Source organism: Bacteroides hominis (genome assembly GCF_033042785.2).
Taxonomy (GTDB): domain Bacteria; phylum Bacteroidota; class Bacteroidia; order Bacteroidales; family Bacteroidaceae; genus Bacteroides; species Bacteroides hominis.
In genome coordinates this window covers 4,278,864-4,300,622 of the sequence record NZ_CP178829.1, presented here as the reverse complement: position 1 = coordinate 4,300,622, position 21,759 = coordinate 4,278,864, and the positions used below count along the sequence as shown (strand labels likewise).

Sequence of the window (21,759 nt, the reverse complement as noted above, 5' to 3'; positions counted from 1 at the left end):
CAATAATGAAAACAAATATTCAAGAAACTTTTTTTCAGTCATTCTCTACTTGGGGTGACCAAACGGCCGTCATTGCGAAAGACGGTACTGTCTCTTATCAGGAACTGGAACGTTATTCCGGGAAAATAGCACAAATTGTCCGTCAACATTTTCCGGTGACTCATGCATCCGGCTTCCGTAATGTCTGTATCGGAGTTTGTATGGGACGGAATAAAACGCTGGTTCCTGCTATTATGGCCATCTTTCGATTGGGGGCGACTTATCTGCCCATAGATCCTGCTTTGCCGGATAACCGTAAACGATACATGGCCGAAAATGCAGGTATGGTTTTGTTATTGACCGATTCACCGGATGGAGTCAGTGGAATTCCGGAAGCCTGCCAGCTTCATCTGGACTTGTCAGCACTCTCCGGCTCCTCCATTGACGGATATGCCGAGGTCTTCCCCGATGATTGCGCCTACATCATATATACTTCCGGGACGACAGGAAATCCCAAGGGGGTACAGATCAGTTATTCCAATCTGGGGACATTTACAAAGAACCTGATGAATACGGAACTTTATCATTTAGCCAACCCCTCGGACAGGTATCTTGCCTTTGCCAGTATCAGTTTTGATGCCTCCATATTAGAATTAATGATGTGTGTGCCGATTGGGGGGACTTTGGTTTTGGCGGGGGAGGCGGAACGCAGGGACATTTCTTTGCTGGACGGACTGATCAGGCGTGAGCAAGTGAATGTGGCCTTTTTCGCTCCTTCATTATTGGGCATGTTTGCCAATCTTGACTTTCCGTTCATGAAGACTTTGCTGTTTGGTGCTGAGGCTATCAGTGAAAAGTTGTTTAATAGGCTGAAACAACAGCCATACCGGTTGATGAATGTCTATGGTCCGACAGAGAATACGGTACTCAGCACCATACGGATTGTAAATGATGAGACTTCGTACGACAATATCGGTTATCCGCTGGAAGGAACCACCTGCCATATCTTGTCCGAAGATCTTCAACAGGTGGTTGGTGGAGCAACAGGAGAGCTTTATTTGAGTGGTCCACAGGTTTCATCCGGATATATCGGGAATAAAGAGTTGAATGAAAAATCATTTCTCTTCTATCATGGGGAACGGTTGTACAGGACGGGCGATTTGGTTCGGCAACAGCCTGACGGTTCTATACGTTTTATCGGACGAAAGGACACACAAGTCAAGATGCGGGGATTCCGTATTGAACTGAGGGAGATAACGGAATGCCTGAATAAGGACCCGGAGGTTGAGAAAGCTCACGTAGTGGTGGTAGAGCAGAATGGACGGCAATTATTGGGTGCTTACTTGCAACCATCAGTGCCCGGCTGTTTTCATCTGGAAGATGTAAAAGAACGTTTACGGTCGGAACTTCCTTATTACATGATACCTAATTTATGGCAGGTGGTAGATCGTTTTCAGCGTACAATGAATGATAAGATCGACACTCGTTCACTCCCGCCTTTTGCTCCGGTGGAGTTGGAGTATGTCCCTCCGGTGCATCCGGGAGAAATCATTTTATGTGATATTTTGAAGGAAATGCTGAATTTACCCCAGGTCAGTGTTGAGGCCGGTTTGATTGATGACCTCGGAATGACTTCGTTGGATATACTGAGGCTGGTTACCGAGGCAAATAAAAGAGGATGCCCGATTAGTGTATCTGCCGTTTATGCTACCGATACTCTGCGCCGGCTGTTGGTGGTTCCCAGGCAAGAACCCGTTTATTGGTATAAGCAGCAAAATCTCAAAAAGCCGGTTATCATTCTGGTTTGCGGGTCTGCTTATTTCAATCATTGGTATTTTCACTTTGCCGACCGCTTATACGAAAAATATGATATTCTTGTGATAGATGCTGTTTACGATCACTTCTGGAAAGTGGCCGCGGATGTTACGGGATTGCTGGAATATTATGCCCGGGCGGTACAACCAATGATCCGGGAACGTACTGTTTACGCGCTTACCGGTTTCTGCATGGGTGCCGAACTGGCAATCGGCCTGGCCGAGTTGTTACGCCGTTCTATGGGGATAACACCGAAGGTTTTCGCACTCGACGGACAGGCCTGGCAGAATCCCGCTTTGTGCCGGAATTATCCTTTACTGATATTCCCCGGAGATACTGACGAGATGATACGTGAACGGAACGAAATCATTGATATTTATTTCAGTACGACTCCCAACCTGATTTATCAGGGAGAGGTGATTGTGTTGTTATCCGGATTATTCCATCAACAGGCCGGATTGTCTCCCGAAGAGGCATGGACAGAGGAAAACTACCGTATATTCCGGACTGAATATGACAATTGCGAAAGATTGTGGAACAAATATTATCCGAATGCTTCTGTCCTACGATTACCGACAGATCATTGGCACTTTCTGGAAGGCGAATCACTGGAACAACTGATCACTGTTTTTTTTAAGTAAGTATCTATGCAGACAGACAATTTCACTTTGGGTAAGAAGGATCTTCTTATTTTGCTTGGGCTGACTCTTGTACTTCCTTTTCCGATCAACTGGGCATTGATCAGACTGAATCCGTTGACCCTGATGCCGGGTGCGGACGATGTGCCCACCTGGATTGGTTTCGGAGGTAGTTACATCGGAGGAATCATTGGCGGAGTCATTTCAATCTTGATTTTAAACAAGACACTTCGTCAAACCGGTGTACTCCACCATGACCTGAAACTTTTGCAGTTGGATACCATCATCTATACTCAGCAACAAGATTGGTTTACCGGTTTTAAACAAGAATTGGCAGAGAATCTGAAATCCATTGATCTATATGTGTTGAATACCATCGTTTCATCCATATCCATGAAGAATTATGCATATGCCAAAGAGGTCTTGAGCGAGATCAATAAAAACCTCGAATATCAGATGGTTGCTGCATCCTTTTCTTTCACCTCCTCCCGCCTTTCGCCGGAAGAGCAAAAATATATGCAATTGGTGCGTCGGATACAGACTGAATACAGTTCTTTTATCAAAGATATTCTTTACTATATTCCTTTGGCGGAGACGATGGCTTCCCGGAAAAAACTGAACTATGAACAGTTGATGGACTATACGCTGTCCCAATACGATTATTTGCAGGGGCAGGAAGGAGAATCTGCTGTTTCCGGAGCCGTCATACCACGTGTTATGGAGATCGATCCTTCTGATAATATAGGTAAGGAGTTGGAACGGATTATGGAAGAAAGATTAACCGGGCGTACTTATCTATATCACATGAAGTCTGATCTTGCAGAGGTTACCCATCAATTAATTATTTATGAAGAACAGCTCATCAATGCCATCCTGTATAAACCTATGGGAGAAACACATTGACAGATATTAATATAAAATGGTATTTTTTTATTTCAGTATTAAAAGTGAATTTATATTTGTTTTTCTATTGATAAAAGAGTGTTTTAAACTTTATATGTCTTTTATAAGAGAATACTTTCGGAAAAAATAATCTGGTATTCGGAAAAAAAAGCACACTATACGGAACGTAAAATTTCTATAAGTTAATAAAATCCTATTTTTGCACTAAATGAAATTTAATAAGTTAAGTTATGAGCAAAAATAGAGGTCTATACAGGCTGTTTTTGTATTTTGTCTTTATCATGCCTGTGTTTTTAAGCTGCCGACATAGTCCGGTAGAAATGCCGGACGGTATGTATGGAAGATGGAAATCATCCACAGACCGTCCGGACATAACATTAGGGACAGACAGCATAGGATATTTTGCTATTGTTCATCATCGTATTAATGACGGACGAGTCTGTCCGGTCCGCTATCCTCTTCATCTTAGTTCACCCACAAAAGGGTATATCCGGGCAGAGGGTTGTATTCTGTTTTATTATGACAGCCTGAAACATACTTTGTACTTTTCTCCCGGAGGAGATTATGCTAAATAATCGCATGGACGTACTTCAGTTAACTAACAATAAAATAATTATGAAAGAGAACTTGATCAAACCGTATTGTTATTGTGGTGAGTCGGAAAACTCATTGGTTGATAATGCTATTTTTGTGTACTTCAGTGATGAGTACAGAAGGGTGCTTCTGGATGAAATCTTATGGGTGGAAGCATCCGGAAGTTATTGTGTAATCTATATGGAGGATGGTGCCGAGATAACAATGAGCTATCCTTTGGATCGTGTTTTCAACAATGATCTGCCTTGTAGCAAATTTAAAAGGATCCACCGGTCGTATGCTATCAATCTTTTTAAAGTGACCGGGTTTGCCGGTAACTACGTACACATCGGGAAAAAGATGTTGCCGGTGAGTGAATCTCACAAAAAGGACTTTCAAGCCTGTTTCCATAAGATTTATTCAAAACGGGCATTGGGAAAGTGACGAAAGGGAGTGGGAAGAAATCCGGCTCCGTCTAAAATTAAAAATTTACTACGCAAAGAACGTGCACTACCTTTGCATCGTAAGCTTACAAAAGAGAAAAAACAATTAAGTAACAAATTTAAAAAACAATTATTATGGCAGTTGACAAAACACCGTCGCAAGTTGCAACCAGTGCGTTGCAGTCGATTCCGTTTGGTTCTATTATTGGTGGCCCGTTGAAGGCATGTGTGGAAGCGCAGGCTTTAGCCGCTAAAACCACTTGGGAGTTTATTCAGAACGTGGGTATTAACGTGAATCCGGAAACCGGTGAGAAAACAGCGGTTAACGTTTCGTTCTCATTCATTCAGGGCGGACGCCTGGTTCAGTTGAATATTCCGTTGCTGACTATCGTTCCTATTCCTTATATTGCAATCCGTGAAGTGGACATCAATTTTAAGGCTAATATCAGTGCTTCTTCTTCATCGGCAGCAGAAACAAACGAGTCAGTATCCAAAGATGCGGCCCTGAAGGCTTCGGCCAGTTTGGGATTGGGATGCTTCAAGATGAATGCCAATATGAATGCAAGCTATTCATCGAAAAAGGACTCTAAAGCGACTTCCGATTCTAAGTACAGTGTAGAGTATACCATGGACGTGGCTGTAAAAGCCGGACAGGACAGTATGCCTGCAGGTCTTTCTAAAATCCTGGAATTGCTGGGTAATTCATTGGATGTTTCCGATCCAACCGGTACTTTGGAAGTGAACAGCAACTTGCTGCTGATTGAAGATGGCAAAGAGAAAGTGCAGCTGATTGCTACCTATAAGGATCCTAACGGTCTGTTGGCTCCTGAAAAACTGACTATTTCCGGAACCGGTGCCAACGCTGCTGACTTTAAGGTAAGTGGTGACAGTAAAATTATCGATTTGCCGGAAGGTAAATACACTGTCAAAGCAGAGGGAAGCAAGAAGGAAGTTATTATCGAAGTAAAGAAAGATACGGCAGCTCCTCAGGAAGGGACACAGGCTTAACATTAATTTAAAAACTTAAGAACTCATAATATGGCTCAGTTAAGTTCAGTAATCGGCTCTATATTGCGTGATATTGTTTCGGCACAGCACGAGGCCAACCTTTATTCATTGTCGCTTGGCGACTCTTACGGGAAAGACGGAAAGGCGAAAGATTTTCAACTGCCTAATGTCATGGTCAGCGATATGGAACTGGATTTAAAATATGGTGTGAAAAGTGCATCGGAAAGTCAGCAACAGTTTAATATCAAATATGATAAGTTCCGTCAATTCCTCAAGGAACTGTGCGAACAGGTTGCGAGGGTAGCTATCAGCAGTGCCGTCACTACAGTGATGACCTCGGATATAGAGAGAAATGAAGGAGAGAAACACTTCTTTGAACGGCTTAAAAAAGAAAACAAACTTCATCAGGAATTCTGCACTTTTCTGAGCCGTAATATGAGAAACTCTTTCCGGAATAACCTTTATGATGCCGTAGACAGCAGTAATGGTTCTGTGAACAACGATGTTGTGATCAGCAGGCTGACGGATGTCGTGCGTAAAAAGTTTCTTTATGATACGGACCTCGATGATCTTTTTGCCGGAGAAGATGGAGAAAAACTTCGTGATACCGCTGAAAAGAACATTATAAAAGCGATGGAAGCTATTGTGAAAAAGCTCTCGGTAGACGCTAACTTCAAAAGTCTTCATTCATTTCCACAGCTGGATGTGGCCATCACGGCTGATGAACTGATGAATATGCCTGAAGAAGCGATACACAGTTTTAAGATCAAGTTCAGTCCTCGCAATTATTCAGTCAGTCAAACGGACGATGATTCGTTACTGGAAGATTTTGTGATGCGATAATCAATCCTAATCAATTGGTACAATATGGATAAAAAGAAAGTTAGGAGCGTTAGTAGTCAGGTAATGGAACTTCAGCAATTAATTGCCGGTCCTTTGATCGCAACAATTGAAGCAGATTCATTATCTTCGCAAAGGTATCTGGATTATTTGATGAAAATAGCATTTGAATCTTATGATCCTGCAACAGGACGGACCGGTAAGATACGTATGCTTACGTTCAACTATCAGAGTCAGGATGCCGGTGGAGGAAGAAAACAAAGTGTGAGTATCCCGATACTTACGCTGGTACCTTTGCCACTGTTACAAGTGCAGGAGGCGGATTTCGATTTTGATATTAAAATCCTGGATGCTTTATCGGAGACAGCAGAAGAGAAATTCTCGCTGGAAGAAGGCAAAAGCGTGAGTGAGCCGCAAAGCGGGGGAGGATTCAAACTCCGGGCTTCGCTGGCTCCCAAACAGGGAGAGGGCAGCAGCACCTCAAATGTGCAGCAGAGTTTGTCGGCGAATATGAAAGTAAAGGTGAAGATGCGTCAGGCGGATGTGCCTGCCGGATTGTCCAACTTACTACATCTGACGGCAAGCAACATGCAAGTAGAAGAGACTGAAACTGAAGAAATAACGGAAGGAGGAAAGAAATGAATAATGTAGCAGAACATGCCCGTGAACAGAAAGCCGGGATGAAGTGTCCGCAATGCGGAACGTTTATTGAAACATCGATTTTTGAGTTGTTGACATCCAATGCCTTGCAATGTCCATCCTGTCACTTGCGTCTGAACATAGACCGTATGAAATCAAAACCGGCTTTTGACGCATTACGGAAAGTGCAGAATGCACAAGAGAATCTGGAGAGAAAGAGCAAATTCAACGGCTAAGTGTACGGACTATGAAATTAACTTTTTTCAAACGGGTGGGGGAGAAGATCCGCCATCCGTTCCGAAAGGAAAATACGGAAACTGTTGTAGTTTCGGAAGCCGTTCCTCAGCCGGAAGTGGATAATGCAGCTGAAATAACGATAAATGAACCTTCCGTTACGATGTCGGCAGACAAATGTGCGGAACAGGCACGTTGTTTTCTGTTGAAAGATAACAAACTGGTCGGTAAGCCTCTCAGTAGTTATCATCCCGAAATACGGATTATCCATGTCGATAGTTTTGTAAATGCCTTTTTGTTTTTCTTACGTATGTGCGATCAGCGTTTGCTGACTTATCGCCAGACAGGAGAGCACTTGCATTGCACTGCTGTTTTTCCGGACGAAAGCGGGAATTTGTATTTTACTAACAAGGTGACTTGTCGTAACAAGGAAAATACAGTTGCGGTCTTAAAGATTGACTATATGGGTCTTAAACCCAGGATTAGTGAAATAAGATTTGAATTAAACATTAAAAAATAAAAGAGTATGAATCCTATATTAAATAAAATGGGCGCAAACGCCAATGAACAAAAAAAACTCCTGATGGAGTGTGCGGCAATGCTGGAAAAGTACGTGAACAGATTTCCGGCAGAAAAGGGATGTGCTTCATTCTCAGGTGAAGACATGAAATTATGGAAAGAAGTTTATTATCCCAAACTTGTCCAGACGGACATTCTGCCGGACGGAAAATTCTTTAGTGGTACTTCATCAGGAAATAGCGGTATTGGTACAGACGGTTATTTTACCGGTTATGAATTCTTCCAGTTTATATATCGTGCCTATAAGTCGCTTTACGAGCTGGAAAAGGCAGGACAGATGAGATGATAAATAAAAACTAATTGGAATATGAAAACGATTAAATTGGATTATGAAGGCGAAGAAGCTCTCTTGTTGTGTCAGGGGCTGAAACGCAATGGCTATTCAGTGAATGAAAGCCGGATTTTCACACAAGAAATGAAAGAATCGGTTGTTGATTTTCAACGGAAAAGCCAACTGGATGCTGATGGGATCGTGGGATACCGTACCTGGGAATCCCTGTTTTTTACAGGACGTCCCACTACTGAACGTTTGACAGAAGAAGATTTCGTTCTTGTTGCCCGATTGCTCGATGTGGAAGTGGCTGCTTTAAAAGCCGTACAGCAAGTGGAGACAGGCGGAAAAGGAGGATTCTTTTCTCCCGGTAAGCCCGCTATCCTTTTCGAAGGTCATATTTTCTGGAATCAGTTGAAAAAGCGGAATATCAATCCTGAATCGCATGTGAAAGGGAATGAAAACATTCTCTATCCCAAATGGGAGAAAGGACATTATAAAGGCGGTATGGGTGAATACGATCGTTTGGAACAAGCCCGCAAAATCAATCATGAAGCAGCGGATGCTTCTGCCAGTTGGGGGATGTTCCAGATTATGGGTTTTAACTATGCGGCCTGCGGAGAGAAGAGTGTCGACAGTTTTGTAAAAGCTATGTGTGCGAGTGAATGCAGCCAGTTAATATTGTCTGCCCGATTTATCAAACAATCCGGAATGCTTCCCGCTTTGCAAGCCAAAGACTGGGCAGAGTTTGCCAGACGTTACAATGGTCCTGCTTATAAGGAGAATCGTTATGATGAAAAATTAGCAAAAGCTTACCAGAAATTTTTGTAGGCCAATTACAGACCTGAAGCGTCTCAATGAAATTTGAATTTAAAAAGAACTATGGATTAAAAAGAGCGGTGAGCAAGCTGTGAAGCTTGTTCACCGTTCATCGTTATTATCTTTATTTCTCAGAAAAATATTTCAGGAATTGGGTACGTTCAAACATATTGATGCCTTCTACATCTTTGGCGTTCAATTTACCTTTGAATTGCGAGATGTGTTTGAAGCCTTTTCTTTCCATCCATGCACCCAGAAAACGGTTCATTTCTCCTATAAACAAGTTGGTGTTCTGATAAATGGCACTGCATACCTCTATGGCAGATGCTCCGGCTAAAATGGCTTTTACGATTGCGTCCGGTTTATGAATACCTCCCGAAGCGGCATAATCTATTTTAGTAACCAATGATGAAGAAATACCTATCCAACGCAGGGTTGCCGAAAGGTCGGACGCGTTGCTGAACACGTCTCCTGAAGTATGCTCCATCTTCTCTACATCAATATCCGGTTGGTAGAAACGGTTGAAAAGAACAACTGCCGCTGCACCGTTGGCATATAGTTGATCGATCAGGGCTACCGGATTCGTAAAGTTACTGCCCAACTTCATAATAACCGGAATACGAATCGTTTTCTTTATATGGCTTAAGATATCGATGTGACGCTGTTCAAATGAACCATATTTATATTGGACGTCCGATTGCAAAGCAAGAATGTTGATTTCCAGCGCATCTGCACCGGCTTCTTCTATTTGCTTGGCAAAGTCTATCCATTCTGAGTCAGTATAGCAGTTTATACTTGCAATGACGGGAATGGTGCAGGCCTTTTTGCTTTCTTTAATCAGTTCCAGATATTCAGCCAGTTTGTGATTGCGGATATATTCAGCCAGATAGTCACTTCCTTCCGGATAATAAGACGGGTTTCTCAAGCGGTCAGCTTCCAGCATAATTTGCTCTTCGAACAGTGATTTCAGGACAATAGCTCCTGCACCGGCTGCTTCCAGCTTAGCGTTTTTAGCAGCGCTGTTAGTGAGTCCCGAACTACTGATGATAACAGGATTTTTTAAAGTCAATCCCGCAAAGGTTGTTTTTAAGTCGGCCATGGTAATTATTGTTAATGGTTTTTCAATGAATTTTCTGCTTCATTGTTTCAATTATTAATAAACTCTTTCCCCGAAAATTTTACTTCCTACTCTTACCAGCGTGCTGCCTTCTGCAATGGCGAGGCGATAATCGTGGGACATACCCATTGAGAGTTCGCAAAAAGTCGGTTCGTCAGCAAAATATTGTTTTTTCACTTCGTGGAAGAAACAATTTAAAGAACGGAATTCCCGTTCGATTTGTTCTTTCGAATCTGTGTTGGTAGCCATTCCCATCAGTCCGCATATCTGTATGTTTGCCAGTGCTTTCCATTCGTCGGCATTCAACATCTCCTTGCATTCGTCAAAACTGAAACCAAATTTGGTTTCTTCCTGGGCAATATGTATTTGCAGCAAACAGCGAATGACTCTTCCTGCTTTGATAGCTTGTTTATTTACTTCCGCTAACAACTTGTACGAGTCGATTCCATGAATCATGGACACATACGGAGCCATATATTTGATTTTGTTTGTCTGCAAGTGCCCGATAAAATGCCACTCAATGTCCTTGGGCAGGCTTTCATACTTGCCTGTCATCTCCTGCACTTTGCTTTCTCCGAAAATTCTTTGTCCTGCACGATAAGCTTCTTCAATAGCTTCGTTCGGGTGGAATTTCGAAACCGCAACCAGTCGAACGCCGGATGGCAATTCGGCCAGGACCTGCTTTAAGTTATCAGTAACATTCATTTTTTACCAGTTTTGAGTTCACCACAGATTACACAGATTAACACAGATATTTTAATTTAACTCCCAGTAAAATAAATTATTAATCTGTGAGAATCCGTGTAATCTGTGGTGAGTTATATTTATTTCTATTCCAAAATTATACTTCCGGTTTATCATTAGGCTCAGAACTATACGGATATACATCCATAATTGCTGTTTCAGCAACAGAACCGATCTGATAATCAGCCATTGTACCTTTCATGCCTTCATCCAGCTTCTTTACAGCATCGCGCAGATCGGCGGCCTGTACCAAAACTTGAGTCGATGTTTTCTTTTCGGCACCGCTTTTTTCGTCCAGTGTGATAAAAATCAGTTTACACTTAAACCAGCGGTCAGCAGCTTCTTCTTCGCTGGGGAAAAGTTCACTATAGTTGGCTCGTTTGATATCCGATACGGTAAATTCTCCTGTAATGAACGGAGTCATCTCCTCAATAATGCGTGCTTCTGCTTCTGTAAAGCTGAGTGCATCCACGAGATAAGGTTCAGTAACTTTCTTGTTCATTCCGTTTTCCATCAATTTCTCGTAACGGATCTTACACTCAAACCAAGTATGCATTGACATATTCTCTTTTGATTTTTAAGTAGTTAATATATGATTTACTATATAGATCTGCTTGTTTGCTAATCTATTCTACCACAAAGATAGTTCAAAATCTCTCTTTATGCTGTGATAAAGATAAGAATTTATTGCCAGTTTATTGTAATTTATCACCTCGCAGCCCGGAATAGGGGCTTATTGAGGGATTTTTAGTTGATGAATTCGTAAGTTGGCACTTGAGATACCAAAAAGATGATCAAGAAGAAATTCTTTTGAATATGTATTTAATGTTTTGATAATTAGTTGTTTGTGTGTGATTTGTTTTCTTTATATATATATGGGAATACAAGAAAACTAAATTTTACTTTTCCGGGAAACGAATTGCTTTTGAATATATTTCTTTTACCTTTGTGAGAAAATACTTAAAATAAATTGCTATGGAAAAATTATACTTTCAAAGAGCTGCTTCATTAGGGTTGCTTTTCTGTCTTCTTGCAGGAACATGGGCTCAGACACCTCTGAAAACAAAGAAGAAAAAAGAACATAAGTCGCAAACAGAAGTATCGGTAAACGAATGCGTATCGGTGGATACGTTGTCTTTGGTATCGTTTAACGATTTCCATGGAGCCTTTGCCAGCGATAAGGGAGTGCCCGGGGCAGGGAAATTAGTACAAACTATCTTGACTCAAAAAGAACAAAATAAAAATACAATAGTGCTTTCGGTCGGCGATAATTTCAGCGGGAGTTATTTCTCAAGAATAACAAGAGGTAATCCGTTGCCTGAAATGTTTCGGGAGATGGATGTCAAGATGTCAGCGGTAGGTAACCATGAATTTGACTGGGGATTACCTTATCTGACGGATACAGCCAAAGTATATATGAACTTTGTAGCTGCCAATATCATTTCAGAACGGGGGGATTCGTTGGAGTGGGCAAAACCTTACCGGATTGTGAATCTGGAGATGAAAAACGGAGGAATGGTGCGTGTTGCTTTTGTTGGATTGACAACAACGGAAACTGCCCATAAGACGAGTCCGGAAAATATCAAAGGATTGGCTTTTGTACATCCCACATATGTTGCCCGTGTCGAGACGGCTTGCCGGTTGAAGAAAGAGGGGAAGGTGGATCTGGTGGTGCTTCTGATGCACATTGGTACCAATATGAAAAATAAAGATATTATTGAAGAAGAGAATGCCAAGTCACTTCCTTATCTTAATGGAGTGGACGCTATCATTTCCGGTCATTCCCATGAAGTGGTGCTTAGTAAGGTGAACGATGTTCCCATCATTCAGGCAGGAGTCAACGGTACACACGTCGGTAAACTGGATTTCAAGGTTGTCAGAGAAGGAGGGAGTTGTAAGGTTTCTTATATCGGTGGCGATACTATTCGTACCGGTGAGGTTTCGAATCCATATATTGATTCATTGGTCAATAATGTACTGGAAGAATATGGATTGTCGGATAGTTTGACTAATGCTAAGGATGCTTTGATCCATGACCGTACCGTCAATAAGTGGGACTATACATCTGTGGGAGCTTATGTGACTGCTGCCTACGTGCAGAGTTTCTTGCAAAGTGAATGTGTGGCGGATGAATTGAAAAAATTACCAGTGATTGGAGTGAATCATTACGGGGGCTTACGTGCCAGTATTCCGGCCGGAAAGGTCACAAGGTTGCGTGCCGGTAATGTGCTTCCATTCGGTGGCAATGTGGTGGCTTATGAATTTACGGGTGAACGATTGAAGCAGTTGTTGGACGATGGACGCAGAAATAAAAATGGTTTTCTGCAAACTTCTTACTTAAAATTACATTTGAATTCTAAAGGAAATATTGAAACGATAACCGACTGCCGTACCAATAAGATAATCCGTGATGACGATAAATGTATTGTTGTGTTGGATGCTTTCATTACTTCCGGTGGTGACGGTTATGACAGCAAATTATTTTCAGGTTATGAAATAGGAGATTTTAATAATCAGAAACTTGAAACAACCACGGCTTTTATCGATTATTTGAAGAGTTTGAAAGGGTTTATTTCGTCTGCGGCTGCACCGATACCCATAGTGCAAAAGTAAAAAATTAGAGCTAAGATGAAAGCGATCAGGCGGTTTAAAATGTAATTACACATTTTGAGCCATCTGATCGCTTTTGTGTTTTTTAAGTTTTTTGTCTTTCACTTATTAATAAATTATTGCTAAATTCGAACGATTTTTTGCAAATCGACATTGTTTACTAATAATTTAATTTATATGGAAAATCTGGAAACAGCGCTTCTGCTGATGGTAGTGGGAATGGCAACTGTCTTTGCTATTCTCCTTCTTGTGATCTATTTAGGAAAATTACTCATCTCTTTAGTTAATAAATATGCCCCTGAGGAACAACCTCTTGTGAAACAGGGAGCTAAAGTATCAGCTCCTATTCCCGGTAATATTGTTGCAGCCATTACAGCGGCTGTCAATGTAGTGACACAAGGAAAAGGGAAAGTGACTAAAATCGAGAAAATCTGAAAATTAATCTTATAGAATAATACCGAAAACGGAAATGAAAAGAGAAGTAAAATTTAGTCTGGTTTTTAGAGACATGTGGCAGTCTGCCGGTAAATATGTGCCTCGGGTAGACCAGTTAGTGAAGGTAGCACCTGCTATTGTTGAAATGGGATGTTTTGCCCGGGTAGAAACAAACGGCGGTGGTTTTGAACAAGTAAATCTATTGTTTGGTGAGAACCCCAATAAATCTGTGCGCGCATGGACGAAGCCCTTCCATGAAGCCGGAATACAAACCCATATGTTGGATCGTGCCCTTAACGGGCTTCGTATGAGCCCTGTTCCGGCCGATGTGCGTAAGTTGTTTTATAAAGTAAAGAAAGCACAGGGGACGGATATCACCCGTACATTCTGTGGGCTGAATGATGTACGTAACATTGCACCTTCCATCACTTATGCCAAAGAAGCGGGAATGATTTCGCAGTGTTCACTCTGCATCACCCATTCGCCGATTCACACGGTGGAGTACTACACCGACATGGCATTAGAATTAATTAAATTGGGGGCGGACGAGATTTGCATTAAAGACATGGCAGGTATCGGACGTCCCGTTTCTTTGGGCAAGATTGTGGCAAATATCAAAGCAGCACATCCCGATATTCCTATTCAATATCACAGTCACGCGGGACCGGGCTTTAACATGGCCAGCATTTTGGAAGTATGTGAGGCCGGGTGTGATTATGTGGATGTCGGAATGGAGCCTTTGTCGTGGGGAACGGGACATGCCGATTTGTTGAGTGTGCAGGCTATGCTGAAGGATGCGGGATTCCGGGTGCCTGAGATTAATATGGAGGCTTATATGAAGGTGCGTGCCTTGATTCAGGAATTCATGGACGACTTTCTGGGGCTGTATATCAGTCCGAAAAACCGGTTGATGAATTCATTATTGATAGCTCCGGGACTTCCGGGCGGAATGATGGGAAGCTTGATGGCGGATTTGGAAACGAATCTGGAATCCATTAATAAGTATAAGGCAAAACACAATCTTCCTTTCATGACACAAGATCAGCTTCTGATCAAGCTGTTTAACGAAGTGGCTTATGTATGGCCCCGCGTCGGATATCCTCCTTTGGTTACTCCTTTCAGTCAGTATGTGAAAAATCTTTCGATGATGAACGTTATCGCGATGGAGAAAGGAAAAGAGCGTTGGGGAATGATCGCTGATGATATTTGGGATATGATTCTGGGTAAAGCCGGACGTCTGCCGGGCAAGCTTGCTCCTGAGATTATAGAGAAAGCCGAGAGAGAAGGAAGGAAATTCTTTGAGGGAAATCCGCAGGATAACTATCCGGACGATCTTGACAAATATCGCAAACTGATGAAAGAAAAGAAGTGGGAGACAGGCGAGGACGATGAAGAACTCTTTGAATATGCGATGCATCCGGCTCAATATGAAGCTTATAAGAGCGGGAAAGCGAAAGAAGATTTCTTGGCCGATGTGGCAAAACGCAGGGCGGAGAAAGAACAGGCACCTGCTGAAGAGGTAAAACCCAAAACACTTACAGTACAGGTAGACGGGCAAGCTTACCGGGTGACAGTTGCTTACGGAGATACGGAACTGTCTGTTGCACCGGCTTCACAGCCGTCTGCTGCTGCAGGTGAGGGAAAAGAGGTGCTTTCTCCGCTTGAAGGAAAATTCTTCCTGGTGAAGAATGCGCAGGAGACTCCACTCAAAGTAGGCGATGCGGTAAAAGAAGGTGATGTGCTTTGCTACGTGGAAGCAATGAAAACCTATAATGCCATCCGTGCTGAATTTGGTGGAACGGTAACAGCTATTTCTGCAAATCCCGGCGATACGGTTTCTGAAGATGATGTATTAATGAAGATAGGATGATGAACGGAATATTTGAAAAATTATATGATATGACTGCTTTCAGCAATATTGTTGCCGAACCGCAGTTTTTGGTGATGTATGTCATCGCCTTCGTTCTCTTGTATCTGGGTATAAAGAAACAATACGAGCCCCTCTTATTGGTGCCGATTGCCTTTGGAGTATTGCTGGCTAACTTCCCCGGTGGAGGGATGGGAGTGATACAGGCTGACGAGAATGGCATGATCTTGGTGAACGGAGTAATGAAGAATATCTGGGAGATGCCTCTCCATGATATTGCTCATGAATTGGGACTGATGAACTTTGTATATTATATGCTTATAAAGACAGGGTTTCTTCCCCCGATCATTTTTATGGGAGTGGGAGCATTGACGGACTTCGGGCCGATGCTTCGCAATCTGCGTCTGTCGATCTTCGGGGCTGCGGCCCAATTGGGTATCTTCACCGTATTGTTGGTAGCTATCCTGATGGGATTTACACCCAGTGAAGCGGCTTCTTTGGGAATTATCGGTGGTGCGGACGGGCCTACGGCTATCTTTACCACCATCAAGTTGGCTCCTCATCTGTTGGGTCCGATTGCCATTGCCGCCTATTCTTATATGGCACTGGTTCCGGTTATCATACCATTGGTCGTTCGGCTTTTGTGTACCAAGAAGGAACTGAGCATTAATATGAAAGAGCAGGAAAAGAAATACCCTTCGAAAACGGAAATCAAAAATCTCCGCGTACTGAAGATTGTTTTCCCGATTGTGGTGACTACGGTTGTAGCTCTTTTTGTACCGAGTGCAGTGCCTTTGATCGGTATGCTGATGTTCGGTAACCTGGTGAAAGAGATCGGTGCCAATACTTTCCGTCTGTTTGATGCGGCTTCAAATAGTATAATGAATGCGGCAACCATTTTCCTGGGTTTGTCGGTAGGAGCCACTATGACGAGTGAAGCCTTCCTGAACTGGACGACTATCGGCATTGTGGTAGGAGGATTCCTGGCTTTTGCGTTGTCTATAGCAGGAGGTATCTTCTTTGTGAAACTGGTGAACCTGTTTACGAAGAAAAAGATTAATCCGCTGATTGGTGCTACGGGACTTAGTGCCGTTCCTATGGCCAGCCGTGTAGCCAATGACATTGCCTTGAAATATGATCCTAAAAATCATGTATTGCAATATTGCATGGCCAGCAATATCTCGGGAGTGATAGGGTCTGCTGTAGCGGCAGGGGTGCTGATCTCTTTTCTGTCTTAATAGAGCCGGAAAGATATCCGGTTCATCATAGGTGATAAAAAGCGTCCGCTTATCCTGTAATGGGATACCGGACGCTTTTTAATTAAGTATTTTAAAATCATGCGTTTTTTCTTTATTAATTATTTGCATAATTAAAATATAATGTTTTAATTTGGGAATGCGTAACAATGTTTTTCCGGAAGATTGTTGCAAAGTATGTTTGTTGACTAAAATGTAGGAAATTATGATAAACCGGATATTGACCATGTATGCCGGTCAAATGGAACAATACATGGAAACTTACTTCCATCGGCCGGAAGGCATGGTAGAGGTTGGAGCGATCGGAGCACAAGTAGACGAAGAACCATGTAAAATACAGATTTCTTTGTTGAATGTAGAGCGTGAAACTGCCCAAGGGATGAATATGGGAAAAGTGGGAACTTCAGGAAGGTTTTCCGGTTTGTCTTATCCGCTCATACATGTTAACCTGGATGTGATCATAGCTGCTGTTTTTAATGAAAAGAGATATCGTGAATCTCTGTCGGTCCTCTCGTTGGCAATTACTTTTCTTCAGTCTAACCCTGTTTTTATGGTAGAAAACACAAAGTATACCATCGAAATGATAACTCCTTCACTTCAGGATCAAAGTAATGTATGGACACTGTTTGGTGGACGATACTATCCTTCTATCTTCTGTAAAATCAGGAGGTTGACATTTGATGGCCGTGAAGTGAAACAGGTGATAGCAGATATAACGGACAATAAGTCGACCGTAAAAAAATGATAAAGATTATTTGGAGTCTTTGGCTGAAGCATGAATATTATAAGGTATTTCCGGAGAAAGGGCTATCGTTGATTTTATCGGACGAATCGCGGCGGCTTTTACTTAGGCGGGGAATGATGTGGCGTTATGATGGCAACGGCAGATGGCTTTTGTTTTCGTTGGACGGTGATCATGGACAACCAGCCGAGGAAGACAGGGTCGTGATTGATTTTCGTGTGGAGGATAAATCGTTATCGTATGTGACGGATTGGGACTGGAATTTAGCAGGTGTATGTGAACAACTGGAACTGTCGGAGGGTAGGGAATCTATTAGGATGAATGCCCTTCATGGGGCTCTGGTACCGGTACATCCCGGGGTTTGTTTTCGACTTGTTTTTTTATTTGATAAGATCGGGGATCAGTCATTGCCTTATGAAACCGAACTTGTATTTAATTCTTTCAATAGACAGGTGGAATATTTGTTTTTGCTTCGTGATGAAAATACAGAACGGAAATTGATGATAGAGGATATGGAGAATACGGTTCTGTTTGACGGCCCTGTAGAGGTTGATTTTATGGGAAAGAAAGTAATACGTTTCCGATCGAAAGAAAAGGTGAAGATGAAAGAGTTTCCGGATTACCGTTTGCGGCTGTGGGAAATTTATCCTTCCGGTAAAAGGGAGATCTTTCGTCAATTGCCCTATCCGGTTCCCGGAAATATTATGGGCGACACTTATAAGGACATTCTTTGCCGATTATTGTATATATGAAATAGACTGATTTTCTTAATATAAAAATTAAATGCTTATGGGACCAATGAAAACACCCGGCGTATATATCGTCGAGAAAAGTGCATTTCCGAGTTCGACAGTTGAAGTGGCTACGGCTGTGCCTGCTTTTATCGGGTATACCGAAATGGCTTTGAATGGTAACGTTTCGTTGTTGAACAAACCTTTCCGTATCACTTCGATGGCCGAATATCACTCTTTTTTTGGGGGAGCGCCGACTCCTTTGTTTACTTTGGAGGATGCGGCTGACGGTGAGATGCCGACAATGGTTTGCGGAACTAAAAAAATGGTGGCAAAGCGTACCAGTGTACCTTTTACTCTGTACTACCACATGTTGATGTTCTTTGCAAACGGCGGGGGACCTTGCTACATTGTTTCCGTAGGTGATTATACAGCCGACAGCCTCGACGCTGATGCGTTCAAGGCAGGTATCGACACGTTACTGAAAGAACAGGAACCGACAATGGTACTGTGTCCCGAAGCCGTCAATCTGAATGACAAAGAATTATGTTACGGTGTGCAGACTGCTATGTTGAGCCATTGCGGATACAAGATGCGCAATCGTATCACGATTCTGGATATATACGACGGCTACAAGGACCGTCGGGATCCTAAAGGAGATGTGGTGAATGAATTCCGCAAAAAGATAGGCAGTGCTTTCCTCGACTTCGGGGCCGCATATTATCCCTGGATTAACACTTCTGTCGTACAGGATCGCGACCTGTCTTTCCTGAACCTGGATGCTGAAAGTCTGAAAGCATTGCTTGAAGAAGAATTGAAGAGACAGCCGGAAGAGAAAAAGCAGTTGATAAAAGAACAGATTGATAAACTGGGTACGGAGATGACTGACGTGGAACAAGACGGGCTGCATAAAACGCTGATGTTGATTTGTCCGATCTACATAGCCGTGCTAAAGGAACTCAAAAGGGTACTTAACTTGCTTGCGCCTTCGGCTGCAATGGCGGGCATTTATACAATGGTGGACAACACACGAGGAGTGTGGAAAGCACCTGCCAATGTCTCGGTTAATACAGTAATCTCTCCGGCTTTGAATATCACCCATGATGAACAGGAAGACCTGAACGTACCTTTGTCGGGTAAAGCCATCAATGCCATACGCACGTTTGTGGGCGAAGGGATCAAGGTATGGGGTGCCCGTACATTGGACGGTAATTCGCTCGATTGGCGTTATATTAACGTCCGCCGTACCATGATCATGCTTGAGGAGTCGGTGAAGAATGCAAGCCGGGCGTATGTTTTCGAGCCTAATGTGGCGTCTACCTGGTTGAACCTGAAAAGTATGATTCAAAACTTCCTGACCGGTATCTGGAAGCGGGGAGGACTGGCCGGAGCTACTCCGGATGATGCCTTCAGCGTACATGTCGGCTTGGGAGACACAATGACTCCGGAAGATGTGCTGGAGGGTATTCTTCGCGTGACGGTTCTGGTAGCTATTGTCCGTCCGGCAGAGTTTATCGAAATCACATTCCAGCAGCAGATGCAAAAAAGTTAGCGGAGGAGGAGGCAAGGTGTTTCTCAACAAAAAGACTTAAGTCTTCGGAGTGAAACGTTTAAGTCTTCGGACTGAAACTCTTAAGTCTTTTCAGAAAACGTCTAAGTCTTTCCGAAAAACACTTTAGCCTTTATCGAAATAAGATAAACAGATTATTTATAATTTAATACTAAAGATTATGGCAGGAGAAAAACAAGATAGCGTATGGCCGTTGCCGGTGTTCTATTTCAAAGTGGAGATTGGCAGTTTGGGTGAGATTGCCTTTAAAGAAGTTTCGGGAATGGATGCTGAGGCACAAGTGATAGAGTACAGGCATGGAAACAGTCCGCAGTTTTCTACAATCAAGATGCCGGGCATCAAGAAATATAGCAATGTCACTCTGAAAAAAGGAGTTTTCGCTCAGGACAACAAGCTATTCGACTGGTTCAATACCATCAAGATGAATACCATTCAAAGAGAGCCGGTTACGATCAGTTTGCTGGACGAGGAAGGAAATCCGACAATGGTATGGAAACTTGCCAATGCGTGGCCTACCAAAGTGAGCGGTGTCAGCCTGAAGTCGGATGGCAACGAGGCGGCTATCGAGCAGTTAGATATAGCGCACGAAGGAATAACCATTGAAAACGGATAATAAAGATAAGCTGAATGCTCGAATTAGATCATATCATACCGCCTCCTACTGTATTCTACTTCAATGTACAGTTTCTGGCTCCTTTTCCCATTCCGGATATGGCTTTTCTTGAAGTATCCGGACTTACCATGGAGTTGGAAACCATAGAAATAGAAGAGGGTGGAGGGCCGAGAGTGAAACTACCGGGCTACCGGAAACATGGAAACTTGGTATGTAAAAGACCTATGAAGCGATTGGGATTAAGTGCCCTGTCGATGTGGACAACAGCGACGATGCAAATGGAGTATACCACTCCGGTATTGACCAGCGAGATTATGGTGACTCTGTTGGGAGCTTTCGGTGAGCCTGCATGCGGGTGGCTGATTACGGATGCCTATCCGGTGAAGTGGGAGGTTGGCGCATTCGATTCAAAGAAAAATGATGTAGCGATTGAGACGATTGAGTTTGCGTATTATTCTGTAAATCGTGTATTGTGATATGCCTATTATTATTAAGGAAGTAATTGTAAGAACTACTGTGGAGTCTAAAAAGGCTCCACAGGAGACTTTCCCGAAGGAGTGGATGGAGAAGATGAAGCGGGAAGTGGTCGAGGAATTGAGACAGGAGAACCGGAGTATAAGAACGGGAAAAATCAGAAAGGACAGGTAAAATGGATATCGGATGGCTTAAAAAACTTGAAATTATCGGGTATAAGGACGGAACGTTCAATACTTTGAGTGGCCATCGCTTTAGGTTGATGATTAATCCGAAGGATTATGAGTCTAAAAAAGAAATAAAGTATTGCGTTGAAAACTGGATTGGAGGACCTGTTTTCAAAAGCTATAATCAAGAAGGACTGGAACTTGAATTTGTGCTTGATACTACAGGAGTATTGACTAAGCTCGGAGACGATAAATTTGGGAAAAGCCTGAAATCTCTGATTAATGATTTGAGCGAAACCGTTTACCAATATATAGGGACTGTTCATCAGCCGGGGTTTGTTAAGGTGATTTGGGGAGAACTTAACTTTCAGGGACGGTTGCAACAGATGGATATCAAATATACCATGTTCGATCCGAATGGTGCTCCGCTGCGTGCAACCGTGCAACTCAAGTTGATAAGGTATACGGATGTGAAAACCTTCCGGTTGCAGATGTCGAACAGTTCTCCGGATCTCTCGCATGTGGTTACTGTAAAAGACGGAGATACACTTCCTGACCTTTGTCGGAAGATTTATGATAATACAGCCTATTGTACGGAGGTGGCGCGCATCAATGGGCTTACGGGTTTCAGGTACATTGAACCCGGAACACAGTTGCTTTTTCCACCATTAACTAACGAGTAAATAGAAATC

General features: G+C 42.8%; 25 protein-coding genes. 22 read left to right on the top strand and 3 right to left on the bottom strand.

The window, feature by feature from the left end; genetic code table 11:
- Positions 1–5: 5 nt before the first annotated feature.
- From R3O62_RS18210 to R3O62_RS18160, 11 genes are all read left to right on the top strand, one after another.
- Positions 6–2,435, top strand: a complete 2,430-nt coding sequence (locus tag R3O62_RS18210; protein ID WP_317472589.1) for an amino acid adenylation domain-containing protein — start codon at positions 6–8, stop codon at positions 2,433–2,435.
- Between the two features lie 6 nt (positions 2,436–2,441).
- The gene (locus R3O62_RS18205; protein ID WP_317472590.1) at positions 2,442–3,335 is read left to right on the top strand and encodes a hypothetical protein; all 894 of its coding nucleotides are present in this window, start codon (positions 2,442–2,444) and stop codon (positions 3,333–3,335) included.
- A gap of 230 nt (positions 3,336–3,565) precedes the next feature.
- Complete coding sequence (locus R3O62_RS18200) at positions 3,566–3,910, top strand: DUF3876 domain-containing protein (RefSeq protein ID WP_005779973.1); 345 nt, start codon at positions 3,566–3,568, stop codon at positions 3,908–3,910.
- A gap of 40 nt (positions 3,911–3,950) precedes the next feature.
- Positions 3,951–4,352, top strand: a complete 402-nt coding sequence (locus R3O62_RS18195) for a LytTR family DNA-binding domain-containing protein (RefSeq protein ID WP_317472591.1) — start codon at positions 3,951–3,953, stop codon at positions 4,350–4,352.
- A gap of 134 nt (positions 4,353–4,486) precedes the next feature.
- The gene (locus tag R3O62_RS18190; protein ID WP_122330417.1) at positions 4,487–5,359 is read left to right on the top strand and encodes a DUF2589 domain-containing protein; all 873 of its coding nucleotides are present in this window, start codon (positions 4,487–4,489) and stop codon (positions 5,357–5,359) included.
- Positions 5,360–5,389: 30 nt separating this feature from the next.
- Positions 5,390–6,202 (top strand): hypothetical protein, encoded by an 813-nt coding sequence (locus tag R3O62_RS18185; protein WP_005788697.1) that lies wholly within the window; start codon positions 5,390–5,392, stop codon positions 6,200–6,202.
- Between the two features lie 24 nt (positions 6,203–6,226).
- Entirely contained in the window at positions 6,227–6,841 is a 615-nt protein-coding gene (locus R3O62_RS18180; protein WP_005779963.1) for a DUF2589 domain-containing protein, read from the top strand.
- Positions 6,838–7,074, top strand: coding sequence for a hypothetical protein (locus R3O62_RS18175; protein WP_005779961.1), 237 nt, complete (start codon positions 6,838–6,840; stop codon positions 7,072–7,074). The genes R3O62_RS18180 and R3O62_RS18175 overlap by 4 nt, the downstream gene beginning before the upstream one ends.
- Before the next feature lie 11 nt (positions 7,075–7,085).
- Positions 7,086–7,592 carry a hypothetical protein gene (locus R3O62_RS18170; RefSeq protein ID WP_005806917.1) on the top strand — a complete coding sequence of 169 codons (507 nt, stop codon included), beginning with the start codon at positions 7,086–7,088 and terminating at the stop codon, positions 7,590–7,592.
- 6 nt (positions 7,593–7,598) lie between these two features.
- Positions 7,599–7,937, top strand: coding sequence for a hypothetical protein (locus R3O62_RS18165; protein WP_005779958.1), 339 nt, complete (start codon positions 7,599–7,601; stop codon positions 7,935–7,937).
- Between the two features lie 21 nt (positions 7,938–7,958).
- Positions 7,959–8,753, top strand: a complete 795-nt coding sequence (locus R3O62_RS18160) for an N-acetylmuramidase family protein (RefSeq protein WP_044301813.1) — start codon at positions 7,959–7,961, stop codon at positions 8,751–8,753.
- 112 nt (positions 8,754–8,865) lie between these two features.
- On the opposite strand, the gene R3O62_RS18155 is transcribed toward R3O62_RS18160, so the two are convergent.
- From R3O62_RS18155 to R3O62_RS18145, 3 genes are all read right to left on the bottom strand, one after another.
- Positions 8,866–9,840: a dihydroorotate dehydrogenase-like protein gene (locus R3O62_RS18155; protein WP_005806914.1), complete on the bottom strand. Its 975-nt coding sequence runs from the start codon at positions 9,838–9,840 to the stop codon at positions 8,866–8,868.
- A gap of 54 nt (positions 9,841–9,894) precedes the next feature.
- Positions 9,895–10,563: a YggS family pyridoxal phosphate-dependent enzyme gene (locus tag R3O62_RS18150; RefSeq protein WP_005806912.1), complete on the bottom strand. Its 669-nt coding sequence runs from the start codon at positions 10,561–10,563 to the stop codon at positions 9,895–9,897.
- Positions 10,564–10,699: 136 nt separating this feature from the next.
- A complete protein-coding gene (locus R3O62_RS18145) occupies positions 10,700–11,164 on the bottom strand; it encodes a DUF4494 domain-containing protein (RefSeq protein WP_005788684.1) in 465 nt (154 codons plus the stop codon).
- A gap of 413 nt (positions 11,165–11,577) precedes the next feature.
- Between R3O62_RS18145 and R3O62_RS18140 the strand changes: the two genes are divergently transcribed.
- The 11 genes from R3O62_RS18140 (at position 11,578) to R3O62_RS18090 (ending at position 21,750) form a co-directional block, all read left to right on the top strand.
- Positions 11,578–13,215: a bifunctional metallophosphatase/5'-nucleotidase gene (locus R3O62_RS18140; RefSeq protein ID WP_005820756.1), complete on the top strand. Its 1,638-nt coding sequence runs from the start codon at positions 11,578–11,580 to the stop codon at positions 13,213–13,215.
- Positions 13,216–13,389: 174 nt separating this feature from the next.
- Positions 13,390–13,647, top strand: coding sequence for an OadG family protein (locus tag R3O62_RS18135; protein ID WP_005820754.1), 258 nt, complete (start codon positions 13,390–13,392; stop codon positions 13,645–13,647).
- Positions 13,648–13,681: 34 nt separating this feature from the next.
- Complete coding sequence (locus tag R3O62_RS18130) at positions 13,682–15,517, top strand: biotin/lipoyl-containing protein (protein WP_269110424.1); 1,836 nt, start codon at positions 13,682–13,684, stop codon at positions 15,515–15,517.
- Entirely contained in the window at positions 15,517–16,752 is a 1,236-nt protein-coding gene (locus R3O62_RS18125) for a sodium ion-translocating decarboxylase subunit beta (protein ID WP_005779936.1), read from the top strand. The genes R3O62_RS18130 and R3O62_RS18125 overlap by 1 nt, the downstream gene beginning before the upstream one ends.
- A 223-nt stretch (positions 16,753–16,975) precedes the next feature.
- A complete protein-coding gene (locus tag R3O62_RS18120) occupies positions 16,976–17,515 on the top strand; it encodes a DUF4255 domain-containing protein (RefSeq protein ID WP_122141724.1) in 540 nt (179 codons plus the stop codon).
- On the top strand, positions 17,512–18,264 hold the full coding sequence (locus R3O62_RS18115; RefSeq protein WP_269110425.1) for a hypothetical protein: 753 nt from the start codon (positions 17,512–17,514) through the stop codon (positions 18,262–18,264). Before R3O62_RS18120 ends, R3O62_RS18115 begins: the two co-directional genes overlap by 4 nt.
- Positions 18,265–18,301: 37 nt before the next feature.
- Complete coding sequence (locus R3O62_RS18110; protein WP_186992743.1) at positions 18,302–19,795, top strand: phage tail sheath family protein; 1,494 nt, start codon at positions 18,302–18,304, stop codon at positions 19,793–19,795.
- Positions 19,796–19,973: 178 nt separating this feature from the next.
- Entirely contained in the window at positions 19,974–20,426 is a 453-nt protein-coding gene (locus R3O62_RS18105; protein WP_122141721.1) for a phage tail protein, read from the top strand.
- 14 nt (positions 20,427–20,440) lie between these two features.
- Complete coding sequence (locus tag R3O62_RS18100) at positions 20,441–20,902, top strand: phage tail protein (RefSeq protein ID WP_186992742.1); 462 nt, start codon at positions 20,441–20,443, stop codon at positions 20,900–20,902.
- A gap of 1 nt (position 20,903) precedes the next feature.
- Positions 20,904–21,074 carry a DUF5908 family protein gene (locus R3O62_RS18095; protein ID WP_181996269.1) on the top strand — a complete coding sequence of 57 codons (171 nt, stop codon included), beginning with the start codon at positions 20,904–20,906 and terminating at the stop codon, positions 21,072–21,074.
- A 1-nt stretch (position 21,075) separates the two neighbouring features.
- The gene (locus R3O62_RS18090) at positions 21,076–21,750 is read left to right on the top strand and encodes a CIS tube protein (protein ID WP_186992741.1); all 675 of its coding nucleotides are present in this window, start codon (positions 21,076–21,078) and stop codon (positions 21,748–21,750) included.
- The last annotated feature ends 9 nt before the right edge of the window (positions 21,751–21,759 follow it).

Coding starts and splice junctions, on each gene's coding strand:
- R3O62_RS18135 (WP_005820754.1), top strand. CDS start 13,390: ATGGAAAATCTGGAAACAGCGCTTCTGCTGATGGTAGTGGGAATGGCA.
- R3O62_RS18110 (WP_186992743.1), top strand. CDS start 18,302: ATGGGACCAATGAAAACACCCGGCGTATATATCGTCGAGAAAAGTGCA.
- R3O62_RS18200 (WP_005779973.1), top strand. CDS start 3,566: ATGAGCAAAAATAGAGGTCTATACAGGCTGTTTTTGTATTTTGTCTTT.
- R3O62_RS18165 (WP_005779958.1), top strand. CDS start 7,599: ATGAATCCTATATTAAATAAAATGGGCGCAAACGCCAATGAACAAAAA.
- R3O62_RS18120 (WP_122141724.1), top strand. CDS start 16,976: ATGATAAACCGGATATTGACCATGTATGCCGGTCAAATGGAACAATAC.
- R3O62_RS18180 (WP_005779963.1), top strand. CDS start 6,227: ATGGATAAAAAGAAAGTTAGGAGCGTTAGTAGTCAGGTAATGGAACTT.
- R3O62_RS18170 (WP_005806917.1), top strand. CDS start 7,086: ATGAAATTAACTTTTTTCAAACGGGTGGGGGAGAAGATCCGCCATCCG.
- R3O62_RS18100 (WP_186992742.1), top strand. CDS start 20,441: ATGCTCGAATTAGATCATATCATACCGCCTCCTACTGTATTCTACTTC.
- R3O62_RS18125 (WP_005779936.1), top strand. CDS start 15,517: ATGAACGGAATATTTGAAAAATTATATGATATGACTGCTTTCAGCAAT.
- R3O62_RS18090 (WP_186992741.1), top strand. CDS start 21,076: ATGGATATCGGATGGCTTAAAAAACTTGAAATTATCGGGTATAAGGAC.
- R3O62_RS18190 (WP_122330417.1), top strand. CDS start 4,487: ATGGCAGTTGACAAAACACCGTCGCAAGTTGCAACCAGTGCGTTGCAG.
- R3O62_RS18145 (WP_005788684.1), bottom strand. CDS start 11,164: ATGTCAATGCATACTTGGTTTGAGTGTAAGATCCGTTACGAGAAATTG.
- R3O62_RS18185 (WP_005788697.1), top strand. CDS start 5,390: ATGGCTCAGTTAAGTTCAGTAATCGGCTCTATATTGCGTGATATTGTT.
- R3O62_RS18155 (WP_005806914.1), bottom strand. CDS start 9,840: ATGGCCGACTTAAAAACAACCTTTGCGGGATTGACTTTAAAAAATCCT.
- R3O62_RS18115 (WP_269110425.1), top strand. CDS start 17,512: ATGATAAAGATTATTTGGAGTCTTTGGCTGAAGCATGAATATTATAAG.
- R3O62_RS18105 (WP_122141721.1), top strand. CDS start 19,974: ATGGCAGGAGAAAAACAAGATAGCGTATGGCCGTTGCCGGTGTTCTAT.
- R3O62_RS18150 (WP_005806912.1), bottom strand. CDS start 10,563: ATGAATGTTACTGATAACTTAAAGCAGGTCCTGGCCGAATTGCCATCC.
- R3O62_RS18175 (WP_005779961.1), top strand. CDS start 6,838: ATGAATAATGTAGCAGAACATGCCCGTGAACAGAAAGCCGGGATGAAG.
- R3O62_RS18210 (WP_317472589.1), top strand. CDS start 6: ATGAAAACAAATATTCAAGAAACTTTTTTTCAGTCATTCTCTACTTGG.
- R3O62_RS18160 (WP_044301813.1), top strand. CDS start 7,959: ATGAAAACGATTAAATTGGATTATGAAGGCGAAGAAGCTCTCTTGTTG.
- R3O62_RS18095 (WP_181996269.1), top strand. CDS start 20,904: ATGCCTATTATTATTAAGGAAGTAATTGTAAGAACTACTGTGGAGTCT.
- R3O62_RS18205 (WP_317472590.1), top strand. CDS start 2,442: ATGCAGACAGACAATTTCACTTTGGGTAAGAAGGATCTTCTTATTTTG.
- R3O62_RS18195 (WP_317472591.1), top strand. CDS start 3,951: ATGAAAGAGAACTTGATCAAACCGTATTGTTATTGTGGTGAGTCGGAA.
- R3O62_RS18140 (WP_005820756.1), top strand. CDS start 11,578: ATGGAAAAATTATACTTTCAAAGAGCTGCTTCATTAGGGTTGCTTTTC.
- R3O62_RS18130 (WP_269110424.1), top strand. CDS start 13,682: ATGAAAAGAGAAGTAAAATTTAGTCTGGTTTTTAGAGACATGTGGCAG.